The following is a 25,442-nucleotide window of genomic DNA, read 5'->3' on the forward strand; positions in this document are numbered from 1 at the left end:
GGGTCAGTCGCCGACCCAGAAGCCGCGGCCGCCGAACAAGTCGCCGTAGTCGCCGAAGCCCGACGGGCCGCCACGTCCACCGAGGTAGCTGTCGACCACGGCGACGCCGAGGTCCTCCAGCTCCGGAGCCTGGACCCGACCGTCGACGCGGCGCGCGAGCTGGTCGATGAAGCGGGCCAGACCCGGATCCTCCCCGAGCCGGAAGAACGTCGTCTGGGCCCCCAGCCGCCCGACCTCGTCGAGCGCCCGGACCGTCTGCGCGACGGTCTGCGGCGACGGCGGGTACGCGAACGAGACCCGGCCGTCCGGCTCGAGGTGCGAGGTCGGCTCGCCGTCGGTCACGACCAGCAGCACCGGCTGAGCGTTCGGGTGCTTGCGGAAGTGCCGGTGCGCGAGCAGCAGCGCGTGGTGGAGGTTCGTGCCCTTGTCCCACTTCGGGTCGAGCGCGGTCAGCTCCTCGATGTCCATCGCCTGGGCGTGCGGGCCGAACCCGATCAGCGCGAGGTGGTCGCCGCGGAACCGCGTCCCGACGAGCGTGTGGAGCGCGAGCGCCGTGCGCTTCATCGGCACCCAGCGACCGTCCATCGCCATCGAGAACGACGTGTCGACCAGCAGCGCGACCGCAGCCTGCGTCCGCGCCTCGGTCTCGCTGACCTCCACGTCACCGATCTCGAGCCGGACCCCGCCCCGCGGGTCGCCACCCTCACCGACCGTACGGACGACGGCGTTGGTCACCGTCCGGGTCACGTCCCACGGCTCGGTGTCGCCGTACTCCCAGGCTCGGGTCGCGCCGGACAGCTCGCCCGCCGCCCCGGCCCGCCGTACGTCGCGAGCGCCCTGCCGACCCGACATCCGGTCGGCGACGTCCCGGAGCAGCGCACGGCCGAGCCGCCGGATCGCCCGCGGCGACAGCCGCAGCGCCCCGTCGGTCCCGCGCTTGAGCAGCCCGGACTCGCGCAGCGCCTTCTCGAGCTCGGAGAGCGTGCGCGCGTCGGCCGCAGCGTCCTCACCGAGTGCGTGCGCGAGCTTGTCGAGGTCGATGTCGCCCATCCGAGCACCCGGGTACGCCTGCGACAGCTGCTCGGCGAGCTCGTCCAGGTCCGCCAGCTCGTTCATCACGCCGGCGCCGGCACCGAGGCCCAGGCCCTCGCCGCCGTCGAACTCCTGCGACCCGGACCAGTCCTCGCCGGGGCGCAGGGCCTGGAGGGTCGCGTCGAGCTGCGCGAGGGCCTGTGCGAGCTCAGGGCTGCCGAACGCCTGCTGCGACAGCGCCATCAGCTCCTCGCGCTGCTCGGGCGTCATGGAGTTGAGCATCCGTTGCGCGGCCGCGGACCGGGCTGCGAGCGCGTCGATCAGCTCGTCGACGTTCTGCGGGTTCTCGGGGAAGTAGTCCCCGTGCTTGTCCATGAACTGCTCGAACTGCTCGGTCGTGTCCTGGCCGGCCGCGTGCGACGCCAGCAGGTCGTTGAGGTCCGACAGCATCTCGGTGACCGCCTGGCGGTCGGAGTCGGTGGCGCTCTCGAGCGCCTGCTTCATCCCCGCGAACCGCGCGTCGAGCATCTCGCGCCCGAGGAGGTCCTTGATCTTGTCGTAGTCAGCGCGGGCGTCGCTGCTGCGCCACTGGTAGTCGGCGAGCTCCGAGACGGCCGACGCGGTGGAGCTCGGGAGGTTCTCGAGACGCATCTCGGCGAACTCGACCTCGTCGTCGAGGTCCCGCGCGAGCTGGCTGCGCTCGGCCAGCACGGCACGGTCGAGGAGCTCGCGGACCTCCTGCATCGTGCCGTCGAGGTCGTGACGGCGGAGCAGGTCGCGGCGGCGCTGCGCAACCCGCCGGGCGAGGTCGTCGAGACCCTGCTGGCCGTTGGTGCCGCGGCGCAGCACCTCGCGCAGCGCGGACTCCGGCGAGTAGCCCGCCATCACCTCCTCGCCGATCGCGTCCAGAGCCTCGGCGACGTCGACGGGCGGGGCGAGCGGATCGCCCCCGTGGTAGCGCCCGTACCGCGAACCGCCGCGTGCCGGGCTCATCCGTACACCGTCTCCGAGGCGTCGGAGTCCTTGCCGATCTTGCGGGCGAGGAACAGCCCTTCCAACGCCAGCTCGAGCGCGGCGGCCCGCTCGCCGTCGTCGGTCGCGCCGAGCCGCTCCATCACCTCGTCGTAGAGGTCCGACTCACCGAGCACAGGGAGCCCCGCGAGGAAGTCGGCCGCGCTCACCTGCTCGCCGGTCACGACGGTGGCGCCCTCGGTGAACGCCTCGACCAGCAGCGCGAAGTCGATCCCGGCCAGCCGGTCCCGTACGGTCGCCGCCGTCGCGGTGCGCAGCACGTGGTCGAGCACCGCTCGCTCGCGGCCCTCCTCCCCGGTCTCGAACTCGACCTTGCCGCCGAGCACGTCGACCGCGGTCTCGAGATCGACCACACGAGCGACCCCGTGCTCCTCGCCCTGCCGGGTGGCGCGGTGCAGCGCCGCCGCCGCGATCGTCTCGGCCCCGGCGATCGCGAACCGGGCCGAGACGCCGGCGCGCTGGTCGACGGCGTTCGACTCCCGCAATCCGCGGGTGAACCGGGCGAGGATCTCCAGCAGGTAGTCCGGCACGGTCGTGACCAGCGACGCCTCCTGCCGGATCACGGCGACCTCGTCGGCGAGCTCGAGCGGGTAGTGCGTACGGATCTCGGCGCCGAAGCGGTCCTTGAGCGGCGTGATGATCCGACCGCGGTTCGTGTAGTCCTCCGGGTTGGCGGTGGCGAGGACGAGCACGTCGAGCGGCAGGCGCAGGACGTACCCGCGGACCTGGATGTCGCGCTCCTCCATCACGTTGAGCATCGCGACCTGGATCCGCTCCGCGAGGTCGGGCAGCTCGTTGATCGCCACGATCCCGCGGTGGCTGCGCGGGACCAGACCGAAGTGGATGGTCTCGGGATCGCCGAGGCTGCGCCCCTCGGCGACCTTCATCGGGTCGACGTCGCCGATCAGGTCCGCGACGCTCGTGTCCGGCGTCGCGAGCTTCTCGGCGTACCGCTCGTCGCGGTGCCGCCACGCGATCGGCAGGTCGTCGCCGAGCTCGGCGGCGCGGCGCCGGCTGGCGGGGACGATCGGGTCGTACGGGTGCTCGCCGAGCTCGGAGCCGGCGATCACCGGGGTCCACTCGTCGAGGAGTCCGACCAGGGTGCGCAGCAGGCGGGTCTTGCCCTGGCCGCGCTCGCCGAGGAGCACCACGTCGTGGCCGGCGATCAGGGCCCGCTCGAGCTGCGGGATGACGGTGTCGTCGAGGCCGTGCAGGCCGGGCCACGGGTCGCGGCCCTCGGCCAGCGCGGCCACGAGGTTGTCGCGGATCTCGGATCGGAGATCCTTCTGGACGTGCCCGGAGGCGCGAAGCTCACCGAGCGTGGACGGTGCAGGCGCGTTCACCTCGACAACGGTAGCCCGCGCGCGTGAACGCTCGGTTTCGCCGATCGGAGCTGGACCCTGCTGGCGCGGGTTTGCGTTGCCGGCAACGCATGCTGGCCCTTCCCCGGATCGCGTTTGCGTTGCCGGCAACGGAAACACGTTCAGGGCACCGACGAAGCGCGCGCCGTTCCGTTGCCCTGATCCACCTTCCGTTGCCGGCAACGGAAGGCGGCTGCCGTACCGCGGGCAATGGATCGGACAAATCCGCTGAAACCGGTCTAGCGTCGAAGGATGTCCGAAGAGAGCATGGTCGCGCTGCTGCAGGACGGTCTCGCGCAGCACGGAATCCACGACACGCTGCTGGCCGCGGGCCAGTTCGCTCCACGCGGCTCGTCCGGAGCGCGGTTCGCCGGCGGGATGATCGGCGACACGGTCGGCGGCGAGCTCGGCAACCTCGGGTCGGCCGTCGGGGTCGGCGTCGGCTACATCGCCGGCGGGGAGGCCGCCTCGCAGGCCAGCGGCCTCCCGCGCTCGATGCTGGTCGGCGTCTCGGCGACGACGGTCTACGGCATGCATGCGGCCACCCGCCGCAGCGAGCCCGACCGCCTGCTCTTCGCGGTGCCGCGCGACGAGCTGACGGTCCACGTCCACCAGCGCGGGATGGTCCGGGTCCTCGAGCTGGTCGACGACGAGAGCGACGCGCACATCGAGCTCGAGGGGAACCGCCTCCCGGTGACGCACTCCAAGGACGTGATCGAGCACCTGCAGGAGCCCGTACGCTGAGCCCGTGACCCTGACCCCGCACCTTGCTCGGACCCGCGCGTGAGCGCCGGGCTCGCCGCCCTCCTCGACGACGTCGCCGCGCTGGCCCGCCTGGCCGCCGCCTCGGTGGACGACGTCGGCGCGGCCGCCGGGCGCGCGAGCGCAAAGGCCGCCGGCGTGATCGTGGACGACGCGGCCGTGACGCCCCGCTACGTCCAGGGCCTCGAGGCCCGGCGTGAGCTCGCGGTGATCAAGAAGATCGCCGTCGGATCGCTGCGCAACAAGCTGCTCTTCATCCTCCCGGCCGCGCTGCTGCTCAGCCAGTTCGCTCCGTGGCTGCTCACGCCCATCCTCATGGTCGGCGGCGCGTACCTGTGCTTCGAGGGCGCGGAGAAGATCTGGGAGAAGGTCTCGGGGCACCACCCGCCCGAGGCGCCGTCCACGGCACGCGGCGCGGACGCCGAGGCAGCCGTGGTCTCGTCGGCGGTACGGACCGACTTCATCCTCTCGGCCGAGATCATGGTGATCGCCCTGAACGAGGTCGCCGACGAGCCGTTCGTCTCGCGCGCGCTCATCCTCGCCGTCGTCGCGCTCGCCATCACCGCCCTCGTGTACGGGGTGGTGGGCCTGATCGTGAAGATGGACGACGTCGGTCTCTCGTTGTCGACCCGCAGCTCCGATGCCGCCGCGGCGATCGGCCGTGGACTCGTCCGCGCGATGCCGGTCGTGCTCGCGACCCTGTCGGTGGTCGGCGTGATCGCGATGCTGTGGGTCGGCGGCCACATCCTGCTCGTCGGCGTCGACGACCTCGGCTGGCACGCGCTGTACGACGCCGTCCACCACCTCGAGGAGGCGGCGCACGACGCCCTTCCCGCGCTCGGGGGCGCGGCCGGGTGGCTCGTCAACACCGCCGCGTCGGCCGTGATCGGGCTGCTCGTCGGCGCCGGCGTCGTCGCGGCCGTGCACCTGGTCCAGCGGGTGCGGGGCGGCCGGCACTGACGGCACCCGTCAGCAGCTCACCGCGACCCCGGGACGGGCGGCGGGCAGGTCAGGCGGTCGCTCCGGAGTGCGGGCAGACAGCGGGTGCCCCGGCCCCGGCGGCGACCGCGTCGGCCGCCACCGCGTCCTCGGTGCCGGCCCCGGGCGTACGGCGCGTCAGGGTCACCTCCAGGCCCTGCGGCATCAGTGTCAGCCGCTCGTCGATCCGCAGCGTGTACGCCGGGTCGGCCGCGACGTCGTAGCGGTGCAGGATCCGCGCCAGCGCCATCGTCGCCTCGTGCAGCGCGAACTGACGGCCGATGCACGCGCGCTCCCCCGTGCCGAACGGCTTGGTCGTGCTCGACAGGCGCGTCCGCGACCGCTCCGGGTCGAACGTGTCGGCCGACTCGCCCCACGCGGCCGGATCACGCTGGACGAGAGGCAGCACCACCAGCGCCCAGTCCTCCGGGGTCATGGTCCACCGGCCGCCGAGCGTCGTGGTCTCGCGCGGGCTGCGCGCGTACCCGGGCGCGGTCGGCCACAGCCGCAGCGCCTCGTCGAGCACCTTGCGGACGTAGCGGAACCGCGGCACCTGCTCGTACGAGGGTGTGGCGTCCGCGTCGCTGCCGAGGATCGCGTCGGTCTCCGCCTGCGCCTTGGCCATCACCTCGGGGTCGCGGGTCAGGTAGTAGAGCGCGAACGAGAGGGCGCCCGAGGTCGTCTCGTGCCCGGCGACGAGGAACGTGAGGATCTGGTAGCGGATGTTCTCGTCGGACAGCCGCTGCCCGGTCTCGGGGTGCGCCTGCTCCAGCATGATGCCGAGCAGGTCGTCGCCTCCGGTCGTCGCACCCGACCGGCGGGACGCGACGATGTCGTCGAGGAAGCGCTGGGCGTAGTCGAGCTGGTGCGCGTGCTTGCGGTCCAGCCGACGGGCGAGCAGCGTCGAGCCGGGCAGCGCCAGGAGGACGCCCTTGCGCCGGCCCAGCGTCAGGGCCACGACCATGGCCTCCACGAACGGGTGCACCTCGTCGGTGGCGAAGGAGTCGAACGCCTGGCTGAACCCGGTGCGTCCGATCGTCTCCAGGGTCAGCCGGGTCATGTCCGCCGAGACGTCGACGCGTCCCGACCCGGCGTCCCAGGCCGCGAAGAGCTCGTCGAGCGTCTCGGCCATCACCGGGTGGTAGCGCTGCATCGCGTGCTTGGTGAACGCGGGCGCGAGCAGGTCGTGGGCGAGCTGCCAGTTGGGCTCGTCGTTGTGCGCGGTGAACAGGCCGTCACCGGCGATCCCCCGCAGGCCCTCGAGGGCCGGGGAGTTCGCCTTCACGAACCGGCTCTCGTCGTTGAGCTCGGCCGCGAGCTCCGCAGAGGTGACGAAGACGAACTTCTGCCCGAACACGACGATCTCGAAGATCGGCCCGAGGTCGCGGTGGCGCTCGAGGATCGACTGGACGGGGCGCTCGGGGTCGATGGCGTGGGCGTCCTTCATCCAGCGGCGCCGTCCAGCGGGGTGCGGGAACGTGAAGCCGGACCAGTCGTTGCGCATCGGTAACTCCTCGTTGCACGTCGGTTCAACAAGCGTCCTTCACTACTGAACCGGTGTCAAGTAGTCTCGCTGCATGGCACCGTCGAGGACTCGGCTCTCCCCCGAGGAGCGTCGCGAGCAGCTGCTCGCGCTGGGCGCACGCCTGTTCGCCACCGAGCCGTACGAGGACGTGCACATCGAGCGCGTCGCCGAGAGCGCAGAGGTCTCGCGCGGCCTGCTCTACCACTACTTCCCGACCAAGCGAGCGTTCTTCGCCGCACTGCTCGCCCGCGCGGCCGAGCAGCTCGCGCACGACACCGCCCCCGACCCGACCGCGACACCACGCCAGCAGCTGCTCGCCGGGATCGAGCGCTACCTCGACCACTGCGCGGCCAACCCGTCGGCCGCCCGGACGATCCATCGCGGCGCCGCGAGCGCGGACCCCGAGGTGCAGGCGATCATCGAGCAGTCGACCCAGCTGCACGAGGACCGGATCCTGGAGGTCCTCACCGGCCCGGAGGCGCCCGACGACCTGCTCCGGATGGCCGTACGGTCGTGGCTGATGCTCTTGCGCACCGCGACCCACGCGTGGATCGAGGCCGGCGCCGACAGCGCCCCGTCGCGCGACGAGGTCCGCGACACCTGTGCCGGCGCGCTGGTCGGCGCGCTCGTGGCCTTGCCGGACCGCGCGCGACCCGCGCGCGTGGCCGACCTGCTGGCCTGAGCGACGGCTGCGAGGCCTCAGTCGGTCGAGCGCGGGAGCAGTCCCGCCTCGGTCAGCAGCCGGCGCACGGTGACCTCGACGACCAGCGAGACCCCGACCAGCGCGAACACGATCGCCGCCGCCGCGAGGGCACCCAGCATCAGCCAGCCGATCACCTCGGCCGCGCGCGGCTGGGAGTCGGTCGTCAGCGCGAGACGGAAGATCCCGGCGAGCCCGAGCAAGCAGAAGCCCACTCCGACGGACGTGCCTCGGGTCCAGGCGGGGCGGTCGGTCTGCGTCGTCATGTCCGGCACCGTAGCGAGGTGGAGGGGTCACGAACTGCGTCCGTGCGACCTGGGACAGTGGGACCGTGACGGGTTGGCGCCGCGTGGTCTCGCGTCCGGTGCTGGTGCTGCTCGTGCTCCTGCCGGCGGTCGCCGCCCTCGCCCTCACCGCGGCACTCCGGACGCCCGAGCAGCCGCACCGCGTCCCGATCCAGCTCGTGGCGCCGCCACTGGTCGCGACCACGCTCGCGGCCGAGGCGAACGACCTCGCGAACCGGCCGTTCGACGCAGCCGCGACCGACGACGCGGACGCGGCCCGCGCCGACGTCGCGGACGGGACCGCCGTCGCGTCCATCGAGGTCGACCTCGCCGGCACGCAGGACACGCTCGTGGTGAACCGGCACACCGACGACGCGCTGGCGGATGCCGTACGCAAGCAGATCGACGCCCTCGAGCAGAGCTACGGGCGGACCGTGACGGTCGAGGAGGTCACCGCCGACGGCGTCGGGCCGGCGCCGCCCGGGCGCGGGCACGCGTACGCGCTGGTGCTGTCCGCGATCCTGCTGGGGTTCGGGACGGTGGTCGTGATCTCGCTGGCCCGTGGGCCGGTCGCGCTCACGCTGCGCCTGGGGGTGGTCCGGCTGGTCGGGATCGCCGCGGCCTCCGTCGCGGGCGGGATCGTGCTTCCGCGCCTGGGGCCGCTGACGGTCCCCGGCGAACCCGTGGCGATCGGGGTGTCGGTCGCACTCGGTGTTGCCGCCGCGGCGACCATCACGCTGGCGCTGGAGTCCCTGGCCGGGCTCGCCGGGCTCGGCCTGGCGGCGATCACGTTCCTGGCCTTCGAACCGGGCCTGCTGCGCGGCACCGACCCGGCGCTCCAGAACGCCCCCTGGAACCAGGTCTCGTCCGTCCTCCCGAGCGGGGCCCTGCTGGACGCCGTGACCACCGCCGCGTTCTACGGCGGGACCGGCTGGGCCGTGGCGATCGCGCTGCTCGTCACGTGGGTCGCCGTCGCAGTCATGACGTCGATCACGGCGCGGTTCGTCCGCGCGCGGTACGGGATCACCCTCGACCGGCTCGGACCGATCCACCCACCACCGGACCCGAGTGACGACGCCGCGCCGACCCACCCGACCCTGTGGCGGCTCCGCGTCCTGGCCGTGGTCGTCCCGGTCGCCGTGCTGGCGCTGGCCGCGACCGCGCTCGTCCCGTCCGGAGGCTCCGCGGAGGTCGCTCGCCCGCCGAGCCGCGCGACCGAGACCGAGTGCCTGGCGACCGGCGACGTGACCAGCGTGGCCGACCTCAACCGGATCGCGAGCGACGTCCGCGGAGCGCCGCAGTTCCAGGGCGGCGACGTCGGCGCCGACGTGGAGCTGTCGGACGGGCGGCGGCTGATGCTGTTCGGCGACACCCTGCGGGCGCCGGACTTCGACGGCCAGCGGTTCGTCCGCAACTCGATGCTGGTCTTCCAGCCCGACTGTGCCCAGGTGGTGGTCCCGGCGGACCACGGCGCGCTGATCCCGGATCGCGGCGACGGCGTGGGCTACTGGCCGATGTCGGTGGGCGCGGTCGCGTACCCGGGCTACGACCTGGTGGCCGTCGCGACGCAGCGCGTCCGCACGACCGGCGCGACGGCGCTGTCGTTCGAGAACCTCGGGCCGTCCTTCGCGATCTTCGTGGTGCGGCCGGGCCAGCCGCCTCAGCTCGTCGCCCAGGGCGACATCGGGCCGGACGACCCCGACCCGGCCCGCCCGACGTGGGGGGCGGCCTCGGCCGTGCACGACGGGTGGGTCTACCTGTACGGGACCGCGCGACCGGTGACGGACGGTGTGTTCGGGTTCTCGCTGAGCCTCGCGCGCGTCCGCCCGGAGAACATCCTCGAGCACGACCGCTGGCGCTATTGGGACGGGCGCCGCTGGTCCCGCGAGGCCGGCGAGGCCACCGAGCTGATCGGAGCCGAGGGCGGGGTCTCGCAGACGCTGAGCGTCTTCGAGTCGGACGGCACCTGGTACGCGCTCAGCAAGCGCGACGAGTTCCTCGGCGACGACCTCGTGCTCTGGAGCGCTCCGGCACCGACCGGCCCGTTCACCGCCCAGCCGCCCGTCGCGCAGCTGCCCAGCGACACGACCCGCGGGCTGCTGCGCTACATGCCGCTCGCGCACCCCGACCTGCTGCCCCGGAAGGACACCGTCGTCGTCTCGTACAGCCGCAATCGCACCGACGTCGACGAGGTGATCGACAACCCGCTGCGCTACCGCCCGCGGTTCCTCCGCGTCCCGCTGCCCTGACCCGGCGGGCTGAGGTCCCGCCGCAGCGGAGCCCGGGGCGCCGCCGCGCCGCGGGGTCAGACCCGCAGGTCGCGGCGGCGCAGCCCGGCCAGTCCGAGCAGGCCGAGCGCGACCCCGAGCGCGAGGAGCACGACCACGGCCGTGGTGTCCACGTCGTCGACGGGCAGCATGCCGAGCGCGTCGTACGGCGAGAGCGTCCGCAGCCAGTCGGCGAGCTCGAGGGTGTCCCCCAGCGTCGCGACCACGGCCGCCCACGCGACCACGACCCAGCACACGCTCTGCAGGCGCGGCACGAGACCGAGCACCGCCAGGCACAGACCCGCGAGCAGGACGAGGGCCGGCACGTACCCCGCACCGGCCGCGGTCAGCGACCCCACACGCTCCCCGTCGTCGAGGCTGAGGGCAGCCCCGGCGCCGGTCGCGAACGCGCCGACGACGAGCGTGGCGGCCCCGGTGACGAGCGACGCGGTCACCCAGGCGAGCGCCCACGAGAACCGGCCGACCGGCCGTGCGAGGACCACCTCGGCGATGCCGTCGGTCTCCTGCTCCGCCACGCGCGCGACGCCCTGCACGACGGCCGCGCCGGCGACCAGCGCGACGATCACGAGGGTGAACGACAGGTAGCCGTCCTCGGGGCTCACCCCGCCGCCCCCGCCGAGCACCTCGGCGACCTGGGCGTTCGAGTCGAGCGCACTCGCCGCCTCCTTCGTCAGCCCGGCGAACACCAGGCCGATCAGCACCGAGACCGCGGACCACGAGGCGACGAGCGAGAGCGACGTACGCGCGGCCAGGCCCCACGGCGAGGTGAGCGCCGCGGCGGCGGACTCCGGCCCCGGCCGGGACGCCAGCACGCCCGAGCCGAGGTCACGCCGCGACAGCACGGTGACGGCCACGCCGACGAGCACCGCCACGGCGACGAGCGGGATCACCAGGGGCCACCACCGGGCGTCGTCGGCGAACGCGCGGGTCTCCTGGAACCACACGAGCGGCGACGCCCACTTGACCCAGATGTCCTCGACGTCGCCGTACGCCCGCACGAGGTACGCGGCGAGCAGCAGGCCGAGCGAGAGGGTCCACACACCGCGCGTGTGCCGGACCAGCTGGGCGGCCAGCCCGGAGATGCCGAGCCAGACGAGACCGAGCCCGGTCAGCGACGCCCCGTACAGGAACGACGGGCCGGTCGGCACCCCGTACGCCGCGAGGATCGCGCCGGCCGCGACGCCGATCACGACCAGCACGCCGGCGACGACGATCGACGCAGCGGCCAGCGGCGCCGTACGGGAGACGCCGCGGGACCGCACGAGCTCGACCAGCCCGGACTCCTCCGCGCCGCGGGTGGCGCGCGCGATCAGCGAGGTGACGAGCACCGGCAGCAGCACGGGGGCGATGAACGCGAACTCGTCGGCCACGATCCCGCCGAGCGTGTCGGCGCCGTACGGGATGCCGTTGATCGCGACGAACGCCTGGTTGCCCTCGAGCGCCTGGGCGTAGCCGGCCTGGAGCTTCGGAGTCGGGTAGAGGGACTTGATCGACGCGACCACCGACCAGAACAGCACGATCGTCGACAGCGTCCAGACGGTGATCCGGACGCGGTCGCTGCGCAGCCGGATCCGCAGCATCGCGGCGAGGCCGGAGCCCGATCGCGGCTGATCCGTACGCGGAGGTGCCGGTGCCTGCGTCGCCACGCTCACGAGGCAGCCCCTGACTCGTACGCCGAGGCGAACAGCTCGTCCAGCGACGGCGGGGTCGCCGTCAGGGTGAGCAGCCCCGCGTCCTGGAGGGCGACCAGGGCCTCCGGCAGGTGGTCCGGCGGCACGGTGAAGCTCGACTCGACCTGCCCGTCGACGCGGGTCGACGCCAGATCCGCGAGCGCGGCGACCGAGTCCAGCCCCGCGACGTCGCCCGAGGTCGTCGCGCGCACCTTGGTGCGGGTCCGGCGGCGCAGGTCCGCGAGCGCGCTCGACTCGACCGTGCGGCCCTGGCGGATGATCGTGACCGTGTCGGCCAGCGCGTCGACCTCACCGAGGATGTGGCTCGACAGGAGCACGGTCGTCCCGGCCTGCGCGCGCTCCCGTACGCACTCCTGGAAGACCTCCTCCATCAGGGGGTCCAACCCCGACGTCGGCTCGTCCAGCACGAGCAGGTCGACGTCGCTGGCGAGCGCGGCCACCAGGGCTACCTTCTGGCGCGTGCCCTTCGACAGGTCGCGGGCGCGCTTGGTCGGGTCGAGATCGAACCGCTCGGTCAGCTCGGATCGCCGGTCGGCGTTGATCCGCGGGCCGGAGGTCGCGAGGAGGTCGATGCACTCGCCGGCGCTCAGCGAGGGCCAGAGCACGACGTCGCCCGGGACGTACGCGAGCCGCTCGTGCAGCTCGACGGCGTGCCGCCACGGGTCGCGACCGAAGAGCAGGGGCCGACCGCCGTCCGCGCGTACCAGGCCGAGCAGGATCCGGATCGTCGTCGACTTCCCGGCGCCGTTCGGGCCGAGGAACCCGTGGACCGAGCCCGGCTCGACCCGCAGATCGAGGCCGTCGAGGGCGTGCGTACGGCCGAAGTGCTTGTCGACGCCGGCGAAGTCGACGATCGGGTCGCTGGTCGGACCGGTGGTCGGATCGGGCATCCGCGTCCCCTTTTGGCAGTGACTGTCAATTGGCAGTCAATGTACAATCTGGCCCACGACACCGGCAACCGCACCACGCGTGAGAGGAGCCACCGTGACCCGACCGGCCGGACCCCCGGGGCTCTCCTTGCGCGAGACGAAGCGCCGCGCCGCGATGGCCCGGATCCAGGAGTCGGCCCTCGACCTCTTCGACGAGCACGGCTACCAGCAGGTCACGGTCGAGGCGATCGCCGCAGCGGCCGAGGTGGCGCCACGGACGGTGTACCGCTACTTCGGGACCAAGGAGGGCATCATCCTCCTCCAGCCCGAGGACGACGACGCGATCGAGGCGATCGCAGCGGCCGCGGGCACCGTCGACCTGGTCGACGCCGTCCGGGCGGTGGTGCCGGCGTTCACCGGTCCCGAGTTCACCGACCGCTCCGGCTACTGGGCCCGGGTCATGCACTACGCCCTGACCGTGCCCGAGCTGCGCCGGGCCACGTTCGCGTTCGCGCTGGAGCTGGCCGACCGGCTCGCCGAGGCCGCCGCGACCGCGCGCGGCCTGCCGGCCGACGACCTCGCGACGCGCGTCCGGTCACGGGCCGCGACGGCCGCGCTGACGACCGGCCTCGCTGCCTGGTACAGCGGGTCGGCGCCGGGCACGCTCGCCGAGACCGTACACGCTGCGCTGGACGCGCTGGACGGGTCGGGCAGCGGGTCGGACGAGACCAGTCCGCCCGACCCCTCCGCGCGCGTCAGCGAGTGAGGTCCAGCGACCGGCTCCGCGCCCGAGCCTGCTCACGCCGCTCGAGCTCAGCGGTGAGCAGCGCGGCCAGGGCCTCGAGCTGGACGTCGACGGACGCGGACTCCACCTCGCCGGCACCGTCGAGCGCCCGGGCGGCCAGACCGGCCTTGCTGTCGATCAGCTCCGCGATCCGGGCGTCGACGGTCTGTGCCGCGATCACGCGCCACGCGGTGACCGGCTGGTCCTGTCCGATCCGGTGCACTCGGTCGATCGCCTGCGTCTGCTCGGCGTCGGTCCAGGAGAGCTCCGCGAGGACGAGGTCCGAGGCGACCTGGAGGTTGATCCCGACACCGGCCGCGGTGAGCGAGCAGACGACGACGGCGACCTCCGGGTCGTGCAGGAACGCCTCGACGTTGCGGTCCCGTACGGCCGTGGTCTGGTCGCCGCGGATCGAGGCGTACCCGAGACCGCGCTTGCGGAAGGTCTCCTCGGCCGTGTCCATCACCTCGATGTGCTTGGCGAAGAACACGACCTTGCCGACGCTGTGCGCGAGCTGCGCTGCGTAGTCCGCGGCCAGCCCGGCCTTCGCGCGACCGATCCGGCGCATCATGCTGAAGACGTTCTCGCCGGTCGCGGAATCGGTGTCCTCGCGCTCCCACTTCGCCACGTGCTGCACGAGCTCGTGGTCGATCCCCTCGACCACGACCCCGGACGTACGGGCCTCGAGCGCACGGTCGTAGCGCGAGACCATCCGGCGGGCGAGCTCCCGCTCGGCGTCCCGGATCGACCGGCCGGCCTCCTCGTCCAGCTCGACCGGCAGGTCGGCGATCCGGCGGGCCGGGATGTCGGCGGCGACGTCGGCCTTGCGGCGGCGGACGATCCCCATGTCGACGACGGTGCGGCGCGCGACTCCGTAGAACCCGGGGTCGCCGGGCGACAGGCCGGTCTCCTCCAAGGACACCATGAGGTCGCCGATGGGCTTCTTGTCGTCGATCCAGCCGAGGAACTGCCAGATCGCACGGAAGTCGTCGATGTCGTTGATCAGTGGCGTGCCGGTCAGCGCCATCAGCAGAGGACGGGCCGTACGGGCGCGGATCCGCTCGGAGATCTCCAGCACGTTGCGCGAGCGCTGGGAGGACTTGTTCTTGATGAAGTGCGCCTCGTCGACGACCATCCCACGGAAGCCATGGGTGCCGATCCAGCCGACGTGGCGATCGAGGACCTCGTAGTTGACCACGATGACGTCGGCGAACCCGTCCGCGCTGTCCCCGTCGCCGTGGATCACGGTCGCGGTACGGTTCGGGACCCACATCGCGACCTCGTGGGCCCAGTTCGTCTTGACGACGTTCGGGACGACGGCGAGCAGGGGGAACGCGTCGGCGGCCTCGGCCGCGAGCAGCGCCTGGGCGGTCTTTCCGAGGCCGGGCTCGTCGGCCAGCAGGAAGGTCCGGTGTCCCTCGCGAGCGGACTCCACGAGCTGGGCCTGGTGACGCATCAGCGACCGGCCGGACCGGGTCTGGAGGTCCGGCGGCTCCGGAAGGTCCATGCACGAGGAGTCGCCGGCAGCGGCGTACTCGAACGACCGGAGCAGCGGGCCGAGCAGCTCCCACGTGACGAGCCGGTGCGTCTGAGGCTTCGCCGGCGTGGCGGAGAAGTCGGGAGTGAGGAAGGGGTTGGCGAGCTGGCGCGCCATCACGGAGGTCGGCACGGCCGTCCGGGGCGCTGGAGTCTCGGCGGCGTCGCTCGAGGGCGCGGCCGGCTCCTCCTCCTCGGACTCGATCCCGGCAGCGGCGAGCATCTCGCGCCGCAGCAGCCGCGCCGAGGGCTCGACGCCGGCGTCCTCGTCGAGCAGCGTGAAGAGGCTGGGGTCCTGCGTCGCGGTCTTGGCGAGGATCGTGGCGATCCCGTCGAGCCGCTTGAGCTGGTCGGCGCGGCGGGCCTCGGACAGCTCCTCGTCCGACTTCAGACGGGCCCGCTCCTCGCGGACGAGCAGGGCGACGACCTGGAACTTGTCCCTCACCGACGAGGTGGCGGGGCGACGCGCGACGGCGTTCTCCACCTCACGTACGCCGCGCGCCAGGACGGGGATGATCCCCTCCTGGTCCTGCGCGCGCCCACGACGGGCTCGATCGCGTGCGCCGGATCGGCGCTGGCCTCCACGTGCCACAGACTCTCCTTCAGGTGACCGGCCCGGTGTTGCGGCGGGGTCGCCCCGTCTCCCGTGGCCGGGATCATCCGTGCGCCGGCCCGACGTACGGACGGACCGCGCCCTCACGGCACCCACCCGCGCGCAGCGGGCCGACGCCGTCGAAGCGCCCCGGCCGGTCCTGCGTCCATCGGCCGGAGGTCGCGCGCGGGCTGGTCGGACGTCCGTCGCTCCAGGCATCGCGCAGGGACCATGCTAGCGCGCTCCGGTCCGGCGCGGGCAGAGCGGTGCGCGAGGTCAGGGCCCGCGCCCGGCAAAGGACAGGGTCTGGCCGGCGAGAGCGAGATCACACGGCGTGACTTAGTTGCTGAAGGCAATCAAATGTAAGGTACATGCGAATGCCCCCGACAGGAGCCACCATCATGTCCTCTCCCTCGCGTACGCGAGACCTGCCTCCCGCGCTGTCCGTGGTCGCGCTGTGCATCGGCGGGCTGGCGGCAGCCCTGACCCAGACCCTGGTCATCCCGATCCAGCCGGAGCTGCCCGACCTGCTCGACACCTCGGCGTCGAACGCCGCCTGGGTCGTCACCATCACCCTGCTCACCGCAGGCGTCGCGACGGTCGTCGCCGGACGCCTCGCCGACATGTTCGGCAAGCAGCGCGTGCTCGCGGTCAGCGCCACGATCCTCGTCGTCGGCTCGGTCGTCTGCGCCCTCTCCGACTCGCTCGTCCCGATGCTGGTGGGCCGCGGGATGCAGGGCCTCGCGATGGGCTTCATCCCCGTCGGCATCTCGCTCATCCGGGAGATCACCCCACCCGACATGGCTGCCACCGCGGTCGCCGCGATGAGCGCCACGCTGGGCGTCGGCGCCGCGATCGGCCTGCCGCTCGCGGCGTGGATCGTCGAGGTCGGCAACTGGCACACGCTGTTCTGGGCGTCGGCCGGGGTGGCCGCGATCGTCCTGGCGCTCGTCGTGCTCGTCGTCCCACACGTCCACGACGCCCACCCGGCCCGGCTCGACCTCGTCGGGACGATCGGACTCGCGGTCGGGCTCGTCGCCTTCCTCGTCGGCATCTCCAAGGCGACCACCTGGGGCTGGGCCGACGCCAGGACCATCGGGGCGATCGTCGGCGGCCTCGTCGTCCTCGTGCTGTGGGGCCTCTACGAGCTGCGTCAGAGCGACCCGCTGGTCGATCTGCGTGCGAGCGCGCAGCTGCCCGTCCTCATGACGAACGTCGCCGCGGTCGCGATCGGCTTCGGCATGATGGCGCAGTCGATCGTCGTCCCGCAGCTGCTCCAGCTCCCCGAGGCGACCGGCTACGGACTCGGGCAGACGATCCTCCAGGCCGGCCTCTGGATGGCCCCGGCCGGCCTCATGATGATGGTCTTCGCCCCGGTCTCCAGCCGTCTGATCACCGGCATCGGGGCCAGGATCACGCTGGTGATCGGCGCGATCGTCCTCGGGTGCGGCTACGTGGTCGCCGTCTTCATGATGGACGCACCCTGGCAGCTCCTGGTCGCGTCGATCGTCGCGTCCGCCGGTGTCGGGATCGGCTACGCCGCGATGCCGACCCTGATCCTCGACAGCACGCCGCCGAACGAGGCTGCCGCCGCGGTCGGCCTGAACACGCTCACCCGCTCTCTCGGCACGACGCTCGCCGCGGCCGTGATGGGCACGGTGCTGAGCAGCAACACGGTCGCGTTCGGCGACGGGTTCGCCGTGCCGAGCCAGGACGCGTTCACCGCGTGCTTCGTGATCGGAGCGGCCGCGGCGCTGCTGGGTGCGGCGCTGGCGGCAACGATCCCGTCGCGCCACCGTCGTGCGGACACCACCGTGCCCGAGCCGCTCGAACCGGTCGCAGCCGAGGGGTGATCCTCGCGAGGAGCGGCCGGCCCCGGCTCACGCGTCGGGGTCGGCCGCCCGCGCGCGATCCAGGGCGTCGTTGAATGCTCGCAGGTCCGCTGCGAGGACGCGCACGTGCTCGGCACCGAGCTCCCCCAGGGCCTGCCGGAACCGCTCCCCGCGCAGGCGTGCATCGTGCCAGTACGCCTCCTCGCCCGCCGCGGTCGCCCGCACGACCCGCTGCCGCGTCCCTTCGGTGATCACTCGCTCGACCAGTCCGTGCCGCACCGCCGCCTTCACCTGACGGCTGACGGTCGACTGCTCGAGCTGCAGCTCCTCGCCGAGCTCACCGAGCCCGAGCGGGCCGTGGTCGACGAGCGACCACAGGATGCGGTAGGCCGACGGGTCGAGCACCGAACCTGCCGGTACGGAGACGCGCCGGCGGCTGATCCGCATCACCTCGTCGCCGAACGCACGCAGCAGGTCGTCGTCGATCTCCGGCTCGTGCGAGCGGTGCGCGCCCGAGATGTGCTCGGGCTCGCGCGCCGGCTGACTCATGCGATCACCTGCGTCGGTGCGGCGACCTCCACCGCTCGACGCCGATCGTACGACGAGCACGTCCCGCATCCTCGCGAGTCAACCGTGGTGGTGTCGCGAGTCCCGCCGGGGCCGGGCTGTCGCTCCCACCGCCGTCACGCCGGCTCGTCGCCGCGCAGCGCGAGCACGGCGATCGCTGCGCCGACGACACCGAGCGACGCGTCCAGCACGAACGCCCGGCGGATCCCCTCGGCGAAGTCCGCGGAGGCCAGCACGACGGCGGTGTTGGCGCCGATCCACAGCGATCCCGCGGCGATGTTCGCCATGTAGACGACGCCGCCGGCGAGGCTCGCGTCGGAGTCGGCGACCGCGGTGACCGCGACCGTGGTGAGCGCCGAGAAGTACAGCCCGATCCCGACCCCGATCGTGAGCAGCCCGGGCACCAGGACCGCGTACCCCGACCCGATCGTCGCCGCGAGCCAGACCGCTCCGAGGGCGAGGCAGACCGCACCCGCGCCGACCACCGGGCGGGCTCCGAGGCGGTCGTAGAGCGTGGTGGCGGCGAGCGAGACGAGGGCGAAGACGAGCATCATCGGGAGCAGCCCGGCACCCGCGGCCAGCGCATCCCACCCGAGGACCTTCTCGGTGTACTGCGGGACGTAGACGAGAGCGCCGAACAGCACGGCCGCCATCGGCACGACCGAGACCACCGAGGCGGTGAAGCGACGGCTCCGCGTGATCCGCCGGGGCACGAGCGCATCGTCGCCCATCCGCCGCTGCACGACCACGAAGACCGGCAGGAGCAGCGCGCCGACCACGATCGTCGCGATCACCCCCGGATCGTCGAACCCGACCGTGGTCCCGGTGTCGAGGCCGACGAGCAGCAGGATCACCGCGGCCGACAGCGTGGCGATCCCCAGGTAGTCGACGCGCTGCCGCCCACCGGTCGTGCTGCGCGGCACCGCCCACAGCGTGACCACGATCGCGACCAGCGCGACCGGGACGTTCACGAAGAACACACACCGCCACCCGACCGTGTCGGTGAGCACCCCCGCTGTCAGCGGACCGAGCGCGTTTCCCAGGCCGGCGACGCCGATCACCAGGCCGCCGGCGAGGCTGGCCCGCGCCTCGGGAAGGATCTCGTACATCATCCCGAGCACCGACGGCCACATCATGGCCGCGCCGACCCCCATCACGGCGCGGGCGCCGATCAGGAGCCCGATGTCATCGGTGAGACCGCCGAGCAACGAGAACAGCCCGAACACGGCGGCGCCGATCAGGAAGACGAGCCGACGGCCGAACATGTCGGCCAGCCGTCCGCCGGTGACGATCAGCACCCCGAAGACGACCGTGTAGGCGTTGATCACCCACTGCACACGGTTCAGTGAGGTCCCGAGGTCGTCCTCGATCTGCACGACCGCGACGCTGAGAGCGGTGAAGTCGTTGGCGACGACGAACACCCCGAGGCACATCGCGACCAGCGCGAGCACGGTGCTCCGGTCGAGTCGTTCGGTCGAGGCCTGCTCCGTCAAGCGATCCCCCTCACGACGGTCGTCCCTCGTGACGGTGCGGCTCAGCCTAGCGAGCGCGGCTCACCCGACCCCGGATCGTGCATCTCCTCGACGGTCAACGACGGCTCGTCGGGAGTCGCGAGAGTGAGGACGGCGTCCTCGATCAGCGGCGTCTGCTCGAGGTCGCGCTCGACCCGACGCAGCCGGACCGCGAGGTGCTCCTCGGAGTCGTCGCCGACCAGGTCGACCGCCACGACGACGAAGACGCGCTGCGGTCCGACCCACTCGAGGTGGAGGTAGCCGACGCGTTCGACCTGCGGGTGCTCGAGCACCCGCGCGAGCACGAAGGACCGGACACGCGTCGGCGGGATCTCGCCGACGAGGTAGTCCATGTTGCGGGCGATCAGGAACACCGCGACGACCCCGAGCAGGATCCCGATCACGATCGATCCCAGCGCGTCGTAGATCGCGTCGCCCGTCAGCTCGTGCAGCCCGATCCCCGCCGTGGCGACGACGATGCCGATGAGAGCCGCGAGATCCTCGAAGAACACGGCGCGCAGGGTCGGGTTCGACGTCCGTGCCACGAAGCGCAGCGGGTGCAGTCCCGTCCGTCGAGCGTCCCCACGCACCTGCCGGCTCGCCTGGAAGAAGGACGTTCCTTCCATCACCAGCGCGACCGCCAGGACGACGTAGTTGATCAGGTAGTCGGTCTCCTCGACGTCGGAGCCGAGCTCGCTGACGCCGTGCCACACCGAGACCACGGCGCCGGCGGCGAACAGGCCGAAGCCCGCGATCAGGGACCACGCGTACGTCGCGCGTCCGTAGCCACGTGGATGGCTCTCGTCGCGGGGCCGGCTGCCGCTGCGCTCGGCGACCAGCAGGAACACCTCGTTGCCGGTGTCCGCCCACGAGTGCGCCGCCTCCGCCACCATCGCGGCCGAGCCGCTCAGCACCGCGGCCGCGGTCTTCGCGACCGCGAGCAGGCCGTTCGCGAGCAGCGCGACGACGACGGTGAGAAGCGACTCGCCGCCGTCGCGCTGACCGGGCTCGCTCGTCCCCGGCTCGCTCTCTCCCGACCCGCTCGACTCCGCCACCCGCGTCAGCCGAGCCGCTCGGCGAGCTCGACGAGCGAGCCGGCGGTGATGGTCGGTGCACGGAAGTACGACGGGTACGCGCCGGAGCCGGCCCGGTCGATCCACGCCGCCCGCATCCCGGCCCGGACGGCGCCGTCGGTGTCCCACGGGTGCACGGCGACGAGCATCGCGTCCGCCGCGGCGACCCCGCACTGCTCCAGGGCGTACGCGTAGGCGCGGGCGTCGGGCTTCCACACGCCCGCCTGCTCCACCGACAGCAGCGCGTCGAGCCGGTCACGCACGCCGGCCCGACCGAGCAGTCCGTCGGCGACGGCGGTGGCGCCGTTCGTCAGGGTGACGAGCCGGATGCCCAGATCGGCGAGCGCGCCGATCCCGTCGACCACGTCGGGGTGGCACGGCAGCGCACCGAAACCGGCGAGGACGTGCGCGACGTCGTCGTCGAGCCGCGCCGCCGGGCTGGTCGGGGCGAGCAGCCTGCTGAGCCCGTCGGCGGCCAGGTCGGCGAACGTCGGGTTCTCGGCGTGCACCGTGAGGGCGAAACCGTCACGCAGCAACCCCGAGAACCACACCGGCGCGAGCGCGCGGTCGGCTCCGACGTCGGCGAGCCGGTCGCCGATCGGCGCCATGTCCGACAGGGTCTCGTTGACGTCGAGGACGATCAGCCGGGGGCGGTCTGGAACGAGGGCGTCCATGTCTCCGTTCTAGCGTGTCGACGTCACCACCACCAGAGTCCCACCTGGCGCTATCATCGCCGAATGGCGATGCAGAGCTCGGTGCGGCACCGACCCGTCCCGGAACCGCGCGAGGTGGCGGCGAGCACGGCGGCGGCTTGCTTGTTCCGCGGCATGAGCGACCCGTCACGAGTCGCGATCCTGCGCCACCTGATGCTCGGGGAGCACAACGTCGCCGAACTCACGGCCCACCTCGGCCTCGCCCAGTCGACGGTCTCCAAGCACCTCGCGTGCCTGCGTGACTGCGGTCTGGTCAGCTCGCGCCCGCAGGGCCGCGCCTCGGTGTTCTCGCTGTCCCACCCTGACGCGGTGCGCCGGGTCTTCGCGGCAGCGGAGGTCCTGCTGGCAGAGACCGGGGACGCCGTGGTGCTGTGCCCGGTCTACGGAGACAGGACCACCCCGTGAGCCCGGGGAGCCGCCAGCGGGTGACCGACCCGTCACGGCGACGCGTCCTCGGCCGCCGAGCGCAGCTGCTCGCCGCCGCCTCGGTCGCCTACAACCTCGTCGAGGCCGTGGTGGCGATCAGTGCCGGCCTGGTGGCCGGTTCGGTCGCGCTCGTGGGCTTCGGCTTGGACTCGACCGTCGAGGTCAGCAGCGGCCTGATCATCCTCTGGCAGTTCCGCCACCCGATGCCGGAGGCCCGTGAAGACCGAGCGCTCCGACTGATGGCCCTGTCGTTCTTCGCGCTGGCCGGCTATGTGGCGTTCGAGTCGGTGCGTGCACTGCTCGTAGGTCACGAGCCCGACACCTCTCCCGTGGGCATCGGTCTGGCCGCCGCATCGCTGGTGATCATGCCGTTCCTCTCGTGGGCCCAGCGTCGGACGGGGCGGGCACTCGGCTCCGGCGCCGTCGTCGCCGACTCCACGCAGACGCTGCTGTGCACGTATCTGTCGGCCGTGCTCCTCGGTGGCCTGCTGCTGAATGCGACGCTGGGCTGGTCCTGGGCGGACCCGGTCGCGGCGCTCGTGATCGCGGCCGTCGCCGCCCGCGAGGGGTTCGAGGCCTGGCGCGGCGAGGCGTGCGCCTGCACGCCAGCCCCGCTCGGCCGTCCTGACCTCCGTGAGGATGCCCGCGGACAGGGCGTCGCCGACGACGGGTGTGCTGACGGGTGCTGTGCAGGCAACGACGCGAGCACCCCCGCCAGGGTCGACCTCAGCAAGTCCGGCCGCTGAGCATCACGGGCTGCCACTCAGCGCAGGTCGAGCCGCATCAGGACGCGCGGCATCCCGTTGCTCCGCGAGGTCGTGTCGGCGGCCTTGACGAACCCCGCGCGCTCGAACAGCGCACGGGTCCCGACGTAGGCCATCGTCAGATCGACCTTCGCGCCGGCGTTGTCGACCGGGTAGCCCTCGATCGCAGGGGCGCCTCTCTCGCGCGCGTGCGCCACCGCGCCGGCGACCAGGTCGTGCGCGATGCCCTGACCGCGGTGGCCCGGACGCACCCGGACGCACCACAGAGACCACACGTCGAGGTCGTCGACGTGCGGGATCTTGCGGTTGCGGGCGAAGCTGGTGTGCGCGCGCGGGTGGACCGCCGCCCATCCGACCACCTCGTCGCCGTCGTACGCGAGCACGCCCGGCGGCGGGTCCTCACCGAGGAGCTCGCGCACGCGCTCACCGCGCTCCGGGCCGGCGAGCGCGACGTTCTCCTTCGACGGCAGCCGGTAGCTCAGGCACCAGCAGACGTTCGCGTCCGGTCGCTTGGGGCCGACCATCGTCGCGACGTCGTCGAACGACGTGGCCGGACGTACCTCGATACCCATGCACACGACGCTAGCCCGGACGACTGACAGTGTCGGGTCACGCGGCTCCCGTACGGGTGGCCGCGCCCAGCCGGTCGCCGAGCAGACGGCCGAAGGTGATGGCGGGGGTGAGGAGCATCCCGGAGCAGAAGCTGTTGCCGCAGGTCGCCCCGGCGCCGATCACCTCGCCGACCGCGTACAGCCCGTCGATCGGCACGCCGTGCTCGGACCGGACGCGCATCGCGTCGTCGACGTCGAGGCCCTGGAACGTGACGAGCGTGATCGCGTGGTTGCGGATCGCGTAGAACGGCGGCGTCGCGATCGGCGCCGGCAGGTGGCGCCGCCCGAAGCGAGGGTCGGTCCCCGCCGCCACCGCCTCGCCGTACTCCGCGACCGTGGCGACCAGCCCGTCGGCGTCGATCCCGGCCGCGAGCGCGAGCTCCGCCACCGAGCCAGCGGCGTGCACGCCGACGCGACGGTTCGCCATCGCCCGCACCTCGTCGGGCTCCTTGCCGACCACCAGCCGGCGGCGCGACCCGGACGCCTCGGTGAGCGCGGCCTCGTCGAAGACGGTCCAGAAGGTGCCGTCGTCGAGCCTGGCGAGCGCCCGCTCCTTCTCGTCGATCGACGGCTCGTCCTCGGCCACCCAGCGGCGGCCCCGCGCGTCCACGTAGATCTCGACCGGGGGCCGCTCGGCCGTGAGCAGCTGGCGGTCGGCCCAGTTCGCCCGCCCGGGGGTGGCCGCGTCCGGCAGCCCGCCGAACGACGGCAGGTGCATCCCCTGGCCCTGGAGGCGGGCGCCGGCGCTCAGGCCGAGGTGGATGCCGTCGCCGGTCGAGGTCCGCGAGGCCGCGGAGACCAGCGGGACGCCCTCGAGCTCGGCGAACAGCTCGGGCGACGCGCCGTAGCCGCCGGTGGCCAGCACCACCGCGGGCGCGCGCACCTCGACGTCGGCGCCGGCCCGGTCCGCCTCGACGCCGACCACCCGGCCGCCGGCGTCGGTGAGCAGGCCGACGACGGCCGCCCGCGTCCACACCTCGACCCCGCCCGGTCGTGCGACGTGGTCGAGCTCGCGCTCCAGTACGGCGAGCAGCGACATCCCGGCGTCGACCCCGTAGTACGTCCGCGGCGTGCCGTACGGCTCGTGGCCGTGCACGATCCTCGGGGTCTCCGGCGCGAGATCCAGGCCGAGGTCGACGAGCCAGTCGACGGTCGCGGCGGCGTGGCGGACGAACCGGTCGGCGAGGTCGCGCCGTGCGGTGCCGCGGCTGATCCGCGTCAGGTCGTCGAGGTGGTCCTGCGGGGTGTCGTCGATCCCTCGCTCGCGCTGGCGCCGAGTCCCGGCGGCGGCCAGATGGCCGCCGGTGAGGTGCAGGGTCCCGCCGATCCGGGTGTCCTTCTCCACCAGGACCACCCGGGCGCCGGCGCGGGCCGCGCGGACGGCGCAGGCGATCCCGGCCGCACCCGCGCCGACGACGACCACGTCCGCCGCAGTGACGGCGCTCATGCGAGGCCTCCGACCACGACGTGGGGAACGCCGTGCGGCGGCCGGATGCGGGTGGCCCGGACGGCACCGACGCACGACAGGGCGAGGTCGACGACCGGCCCGCTGCGCGAGTCGCCCGCTCGCGTCCGAGCGTCGTCGGCGTCGCCCGCCACGACCAGGCCCACCAGCCCTCGTCGCGGCGCATCCCGGCGCCCGTGCGAGGACGGGCGGTCGGGTTGCAGCGTGCGCCCGGACGTCTCGTACGTCACGAGTCCGAGATACGGGTCGCGCGTCGCCGTGCCGACGTTGCGCGCGCGCAGCGTGACGGGCCCGGCCGACCCGACGAGCGCGGACAGCGACGGGCCGTCGATCGCGTACTCGTACACGACCTCCCAGCCGAGCACGTCGGCGTAGAAGGCGACCGACGGCTCGGCGTCGTCGACCGGCAGCGGCAGGCTCAGGACCTCGCTGGTGCGCCGGTCGGTGACCCGGACGAACGATGTGAAGAACGTCGGGTCGCCGGACAGCATCGCGACCCGGACCTCGTCCGGACCCGCGACGTGAGCCTCGCGCAGCGTGCCGCCCGGGAGGTCGTAGCGCGCGATCGCGCCGAGCCGGGCGTACCCGAGTCCGTGCGCGTGCCCCAGCGCGGCCTCGAGGTCGGGGGCGTAGACGTCGACGGCCTTCAGCAGGGACCGCTCCCGGGGGACGCCGGTCGGTCCCGGCTCGTCGCCGGACGGGCCGGAGCAGCACAGCAGCGCCCCGGTCGGTGTCCCGGGCGTCTCGAGCAGACGGAGGTCGACCGCGCCCGCGCCCGGCCCGACGAGCGCCGCGCCGGCGTCGGCGTCGAGCCGCCCCTCGCCGCGGACGTCCATGCCGACGACGTCCGCCAGGAAGCGGGTCTGCGCGTCGAGGTCGGCGACCGAGACCAGGGGACCGTAGATCCGGGCTCGTCGGCCCGACGCACCGGCCGGTACCGCCATCGCACCTCCCGATGTCGTGACGACCCCCGCAGTGGACGGCACGCTAGCAGCCGCTGGACACCGGCGGAGGGAGTCTGGAACGGTGTTCCGCATCGTGGGCAC

General features: G+C 73.1%; 22 protein-coding genes. 8 read left to right on the forward strand and 14 right to left on the reverse strand.

Annotated elements, in window-relative coordinates:
- Window positions 1–3: 3 nt before the first annotated feature.
- Window positions 4–2,025, reverse strand: coding sequence for a vWA domain-containing protein (locus CLV56_RS03695; protein WP_039345639.1), 2,022 nt, complete (start codon window positions 2,023–2,025; stop codon window positions 4–6).
- Window positions 2,022–3,407: a MoxR family ATPase gene (locus tag CLV56_RS03700; protein ID WP_039345642.1), complete on the reverse strand. Its 1,386-nt coding sequence runs from the start codon at window positions 3,405–3,407 to the stop codon at window positions 2,022–2,024. The genes CLV56_RS03695 and CLV56_RS03700 overlap by 4 nt, the downstream gene beginning before the upstream one ends.
- Window positions 3,408–3,677: 270 nt before the next feature.
- Between CLV56_RS03700 and CLV56_RS03705 the strand changes: the two genes are divergently transcribed.
- Together CLV56_RS03705 and CLV56_RS03710 are read left to right on the forward strand one after the other, a co-directional pair.
- Window positions 3,678–4,169, forward strand: coding sequence for a hypothetical protein (locus tag CLV56_RS03705; RefSeq protein WP_157805054.1), 492 nt, complete (start codon window positions 3,678–3,680; stop codon window positions 4,167–4,169).
- Between the two features lie 39 nt (window positions 4,170–4,208).
- Complete coding sequence (locus CLV56_RS03710; RefSeq protein WP_039345648.1) at window positions 4,209–5,147, forward strand: DUF808 domain-containing protein; 939 nt, start codon at window positions 4,209–4,211, stop codon at window positions 5,145–5,147.
- Window positions 5,148–5,196: 49 nt separating this feature from the next.
- Here the strand turns inward: CLV56_RS03710 and CLV56_RS03715 are convergent, their stop codons facing one another.
- The gene (locus tag CLV56_RS03715) at window positions 5,197–6,669 is read right to left on the reverse strand and encodes a cytochrome P450 (protein ID WP_100414401.1); all 1,473 of its coding nucleotides are present in this window, start codon (window positions 6,667–6,669) and stop codon (window positions 5,197–5,199) included.
- 73 nt (window positions 6,670–6,742) lie between these two features.
- Between CLV56_RS03715 and CLV56_RS03720 the strand changes: the two genes are divergently transcribed.
- Window positions 6,743–7,372, forward strand: coding sequence for a TetR/AcrR family transcriptional regulator (locus tag CLV56_RS03720; protein ID WP_100414402.1), 630 nt, complete (start codon window positions 6,743–6,745; stop codon window positions 7,370–7,372).
- Window positions 7,373–7,389: 17 nt separating this feature from the next.
- Here CLV56_RS03720 and CLV56_RS03725 read toward each other — a convergent pair whose 3' ends face one another.
- The gene (locus tag CLV56_RS03725) at window positions 7,390–7,656 is read right to left on the reverse strand and encodes a hypothetical protein (RefSeq protein ID WP_039345650.1); all 267 of its coding nucleotides are present in this window, start codon (window positions 7,654–7,656) and stop codon (window positions 7,390–7,392) included.
- A gap of 65 nt (window positions 7,657–7,721) precedes the next feature.
- Here CLV56_RS03725 and CLV56_RS03730 point away from each other — a divergent pair, with 65 nt between their 5' ends.
- The gene (locus CLV56_RS03730) at window positions 7,722–9,923 is read left to right on the forward strand and encodes a DUF4185 domain-containing protein (RefSeq protein WP_039345654.1); all 2,202 of its coding nucleotides are present in this window, start codon (window positions 7,722–7,724) and stop codon (window positions 9,921–9,923) included.
- A gap of 56 nt (window positions 9,924–9,979) precedes the next feature.
- Here the strand turns inward: CLV56_RS03730 and CLV56_RS03735 are convergent, their stop codons facing one another.
- The gene (locus CLV56_RS03735) at window positions 9,980–11,614 is read right to left on the reverse strand and encodes an ABC transporter permease (protein ID WP_100414404.1); all 1,635 of its coding nucleotides are present in this window, start codon (window positions 11,612–11,614) and stop codon (window positions 9,980–9,982) included.
- Window positions 11,611–12,543, reverse strand: a complete 933-nt coding sequence (locus CLV56_RS03740) for an ABC transporter ATP-binding protein (protein ID WP_100414405.1) — start codon at window positions 12,541–12,543, stop codon at window positions 11,611–11,613. Before CLV56_RS03740 ends, CLV56_RS03735 begins: the two co-directional genes overlap by 4 nt.
- Window positions 12,544–12,637: 94 nt before the next feature.
- On the opposite strand from CLV56_RS03740, the gene CLV56_RS03745 reads away from it, so the two are divergent.
- Window positions 12,638–13,288, forward strand: coding sequence for a TetR/AcrR family transcriptional regulator (locus CLV56_RS03745; protein ID WP_211287965.1), 651 nt, complete (start codon window positions 12,638–12,640; stop codon window positions 13,286–13,288).
- Here CLV56_RS03745 and CLV56_RS03750 read toward each other — a convergent pair.
- Window positions 13,278–15,434 (reverse strand): DEAD/DEAH box helicase, encoded by a 2,157-nt coding sequence (locus tag CLV56_RS03750; RefSeq protein WP_211287966.1) that lies wholly within the window; start codon window positions 15,432–15,434, stop codon window positions 13,278–13,280. The two genes, CLV56_RS03745 and CLV56_RS03750, sit on opposite strands and share 11 nt — an antisense overlap.
- Window positions 15,435–15,835: 401 nt before the next feature.
- Between CLV56_RS03750 and CLV56_RS03755 the strand changes: the two genes are divergently transcribed.
- Entirely contained in the window at window positions 15,836–17,287 is a 1,452-nt protein-coding gene (locus CLV56_RS03755; protein WP_039345659.1) for an MFS transporter, read from the forward strand.
- Between the two features lie 27 nt (window positions 17,288–17,314).
- On the opposite strand, the gene CLV56_RS03760 is transcribed toward CLV56_RS03755, so the two are convergent.
- The 4 genes from CLV56_RS03760 to CLV56_RS03775 form a co-directional block, all read right to left on the reverse strand.
- On the reverse strand, window positions 17,315–17,815 hold the full coding sequence (locus CLV56_RS03760) for a MarR family winged helix-turn-helix transcriptional regulator (protein WP_157805055.1): 501 nt from the start codon (window positions 17,813–17,815) through the stop codon (window positions 17,315–17,317).
- 134 nt (window positions 17,816–17,949) lie between these two features.
- Entirely contained in the window at window positions 17,950–19,326 is a 1,377-nt protein-coding gene (locus tag CLV56_RS03765) for an MFS transporter (protein ID WP_039345662.1), read from the reverse strand.
- 41 nt (window positions 19,327–19,367) lie between these two features.
- A complete protein-coding gene (locus CLV56_RS03770; RefSeq protein WP_100414409.1) occupies window positions 19,368–20,399 on the reverse strand; it encodes a cation diffusion facilitator family transporter in 1,032 nt (343 codons plus the stop codon).
- Between the two features lie 5 nt (window positions 20,400–20,404).
- A complete protein-coding gene (locus CLV56_RS03775; protein ID WP_039345665.1) occupies window positions 20,405–21,091 on the reverse strand; it encodes a haloacid dehalogenase type II in 687 nt (228 codons plus the stop codon).
- A gap of 63 nt (window positions 21,092–21,154) precedes the next feature.
- Here CLV56_RS03775 and CLV56_RS03780 point away from each other — a divergent pair, with 63 nt between their 5' ends.
- Entirely contained in the window at window positions 21,155–21,535 is a 381-nt protein-coding gene (locus CLV56_RS03780; RefSeq protein WP_425437696.1) for an ArsR/SmtB family transcription factor, read from the forward strand.
- Window positions 21,532–22,302, forward strand: a complete 771-nt coding sequence (locus tag CLV56_RS03785; RefSeq protein ID WP_100414410.1) for a cation diffusion facilitator family transporter — start codon at window positions 21,532–21,534, stop codon at window positions 22,300–22,302. The genes CLV56_RS03780 and CLV56_RS03785 overlap by 4 nt, the downstream gene beginning before the upstream one ends.
- A 17-nt stretch (window positions 22,303–22,319) precedes the next feature.
- Here CLV56_RS03785 and CLV56_RS03790 read toward each other — a convergent pair whose 3' ends face one another.
- Genes CLV56_RS03790 through CLV56_RS20795 form a run of 3 tightly spaced genes read right to left on the reverse strand, consistent with a single transcriptional unit; the run spans window position 22,320 to window position 25,340 of the window.
- Window positions 22,320–22,892: a GNAT family N-acetyltransferase gene (locus CLV56_RS03790; protein ID WP_039345667.1), complete on the reverse strand. Its 573-nt coding sequence runs from the start codon at window positions 22,890–22,892 to the stop codon at window positions 22,320–22,322.
- 37 nt (window positions 22,893–22,929) lie between these two features.
- Window positions 22,930–24,378 (reverse strand): FAD-dependent oxidoreductase, encoded by a 1,449-nt coding sequence (locus tag CLV56_RS03795; protein WP_039345670.1) that lies wholly within the window; start codon window positions 24,376–24,378, stop codon window positions 22,930–22,932.
- The gene (locus tag CLV56_RS20795; protein WP_039345673.1) at window positions 24,375–25,340 is read right to left on the reverse strand and encodes a VOC family protein; all 966 of its coding nucleotides are present in this window, start codon (window positions 25,338–25,340) and stop codon (window positions 24,375–24,377) included. Before CLV56_RS20795 ends, CLV56_RS03795 begins: the two co-directional genes overlap by 4 nt.
- Window positions 25,341–25,442 lie beyond the last annotated feature (102 nt).

The organism is Mumia flava, assembly GCF_002797495.1.
Taxonomy (GTDB): domain Bacteria; phylum Actinomycetota; class Actinomycetes; order Propionibacteriales; family Nocardioidaceae; genus Mumia; species Mumia flava.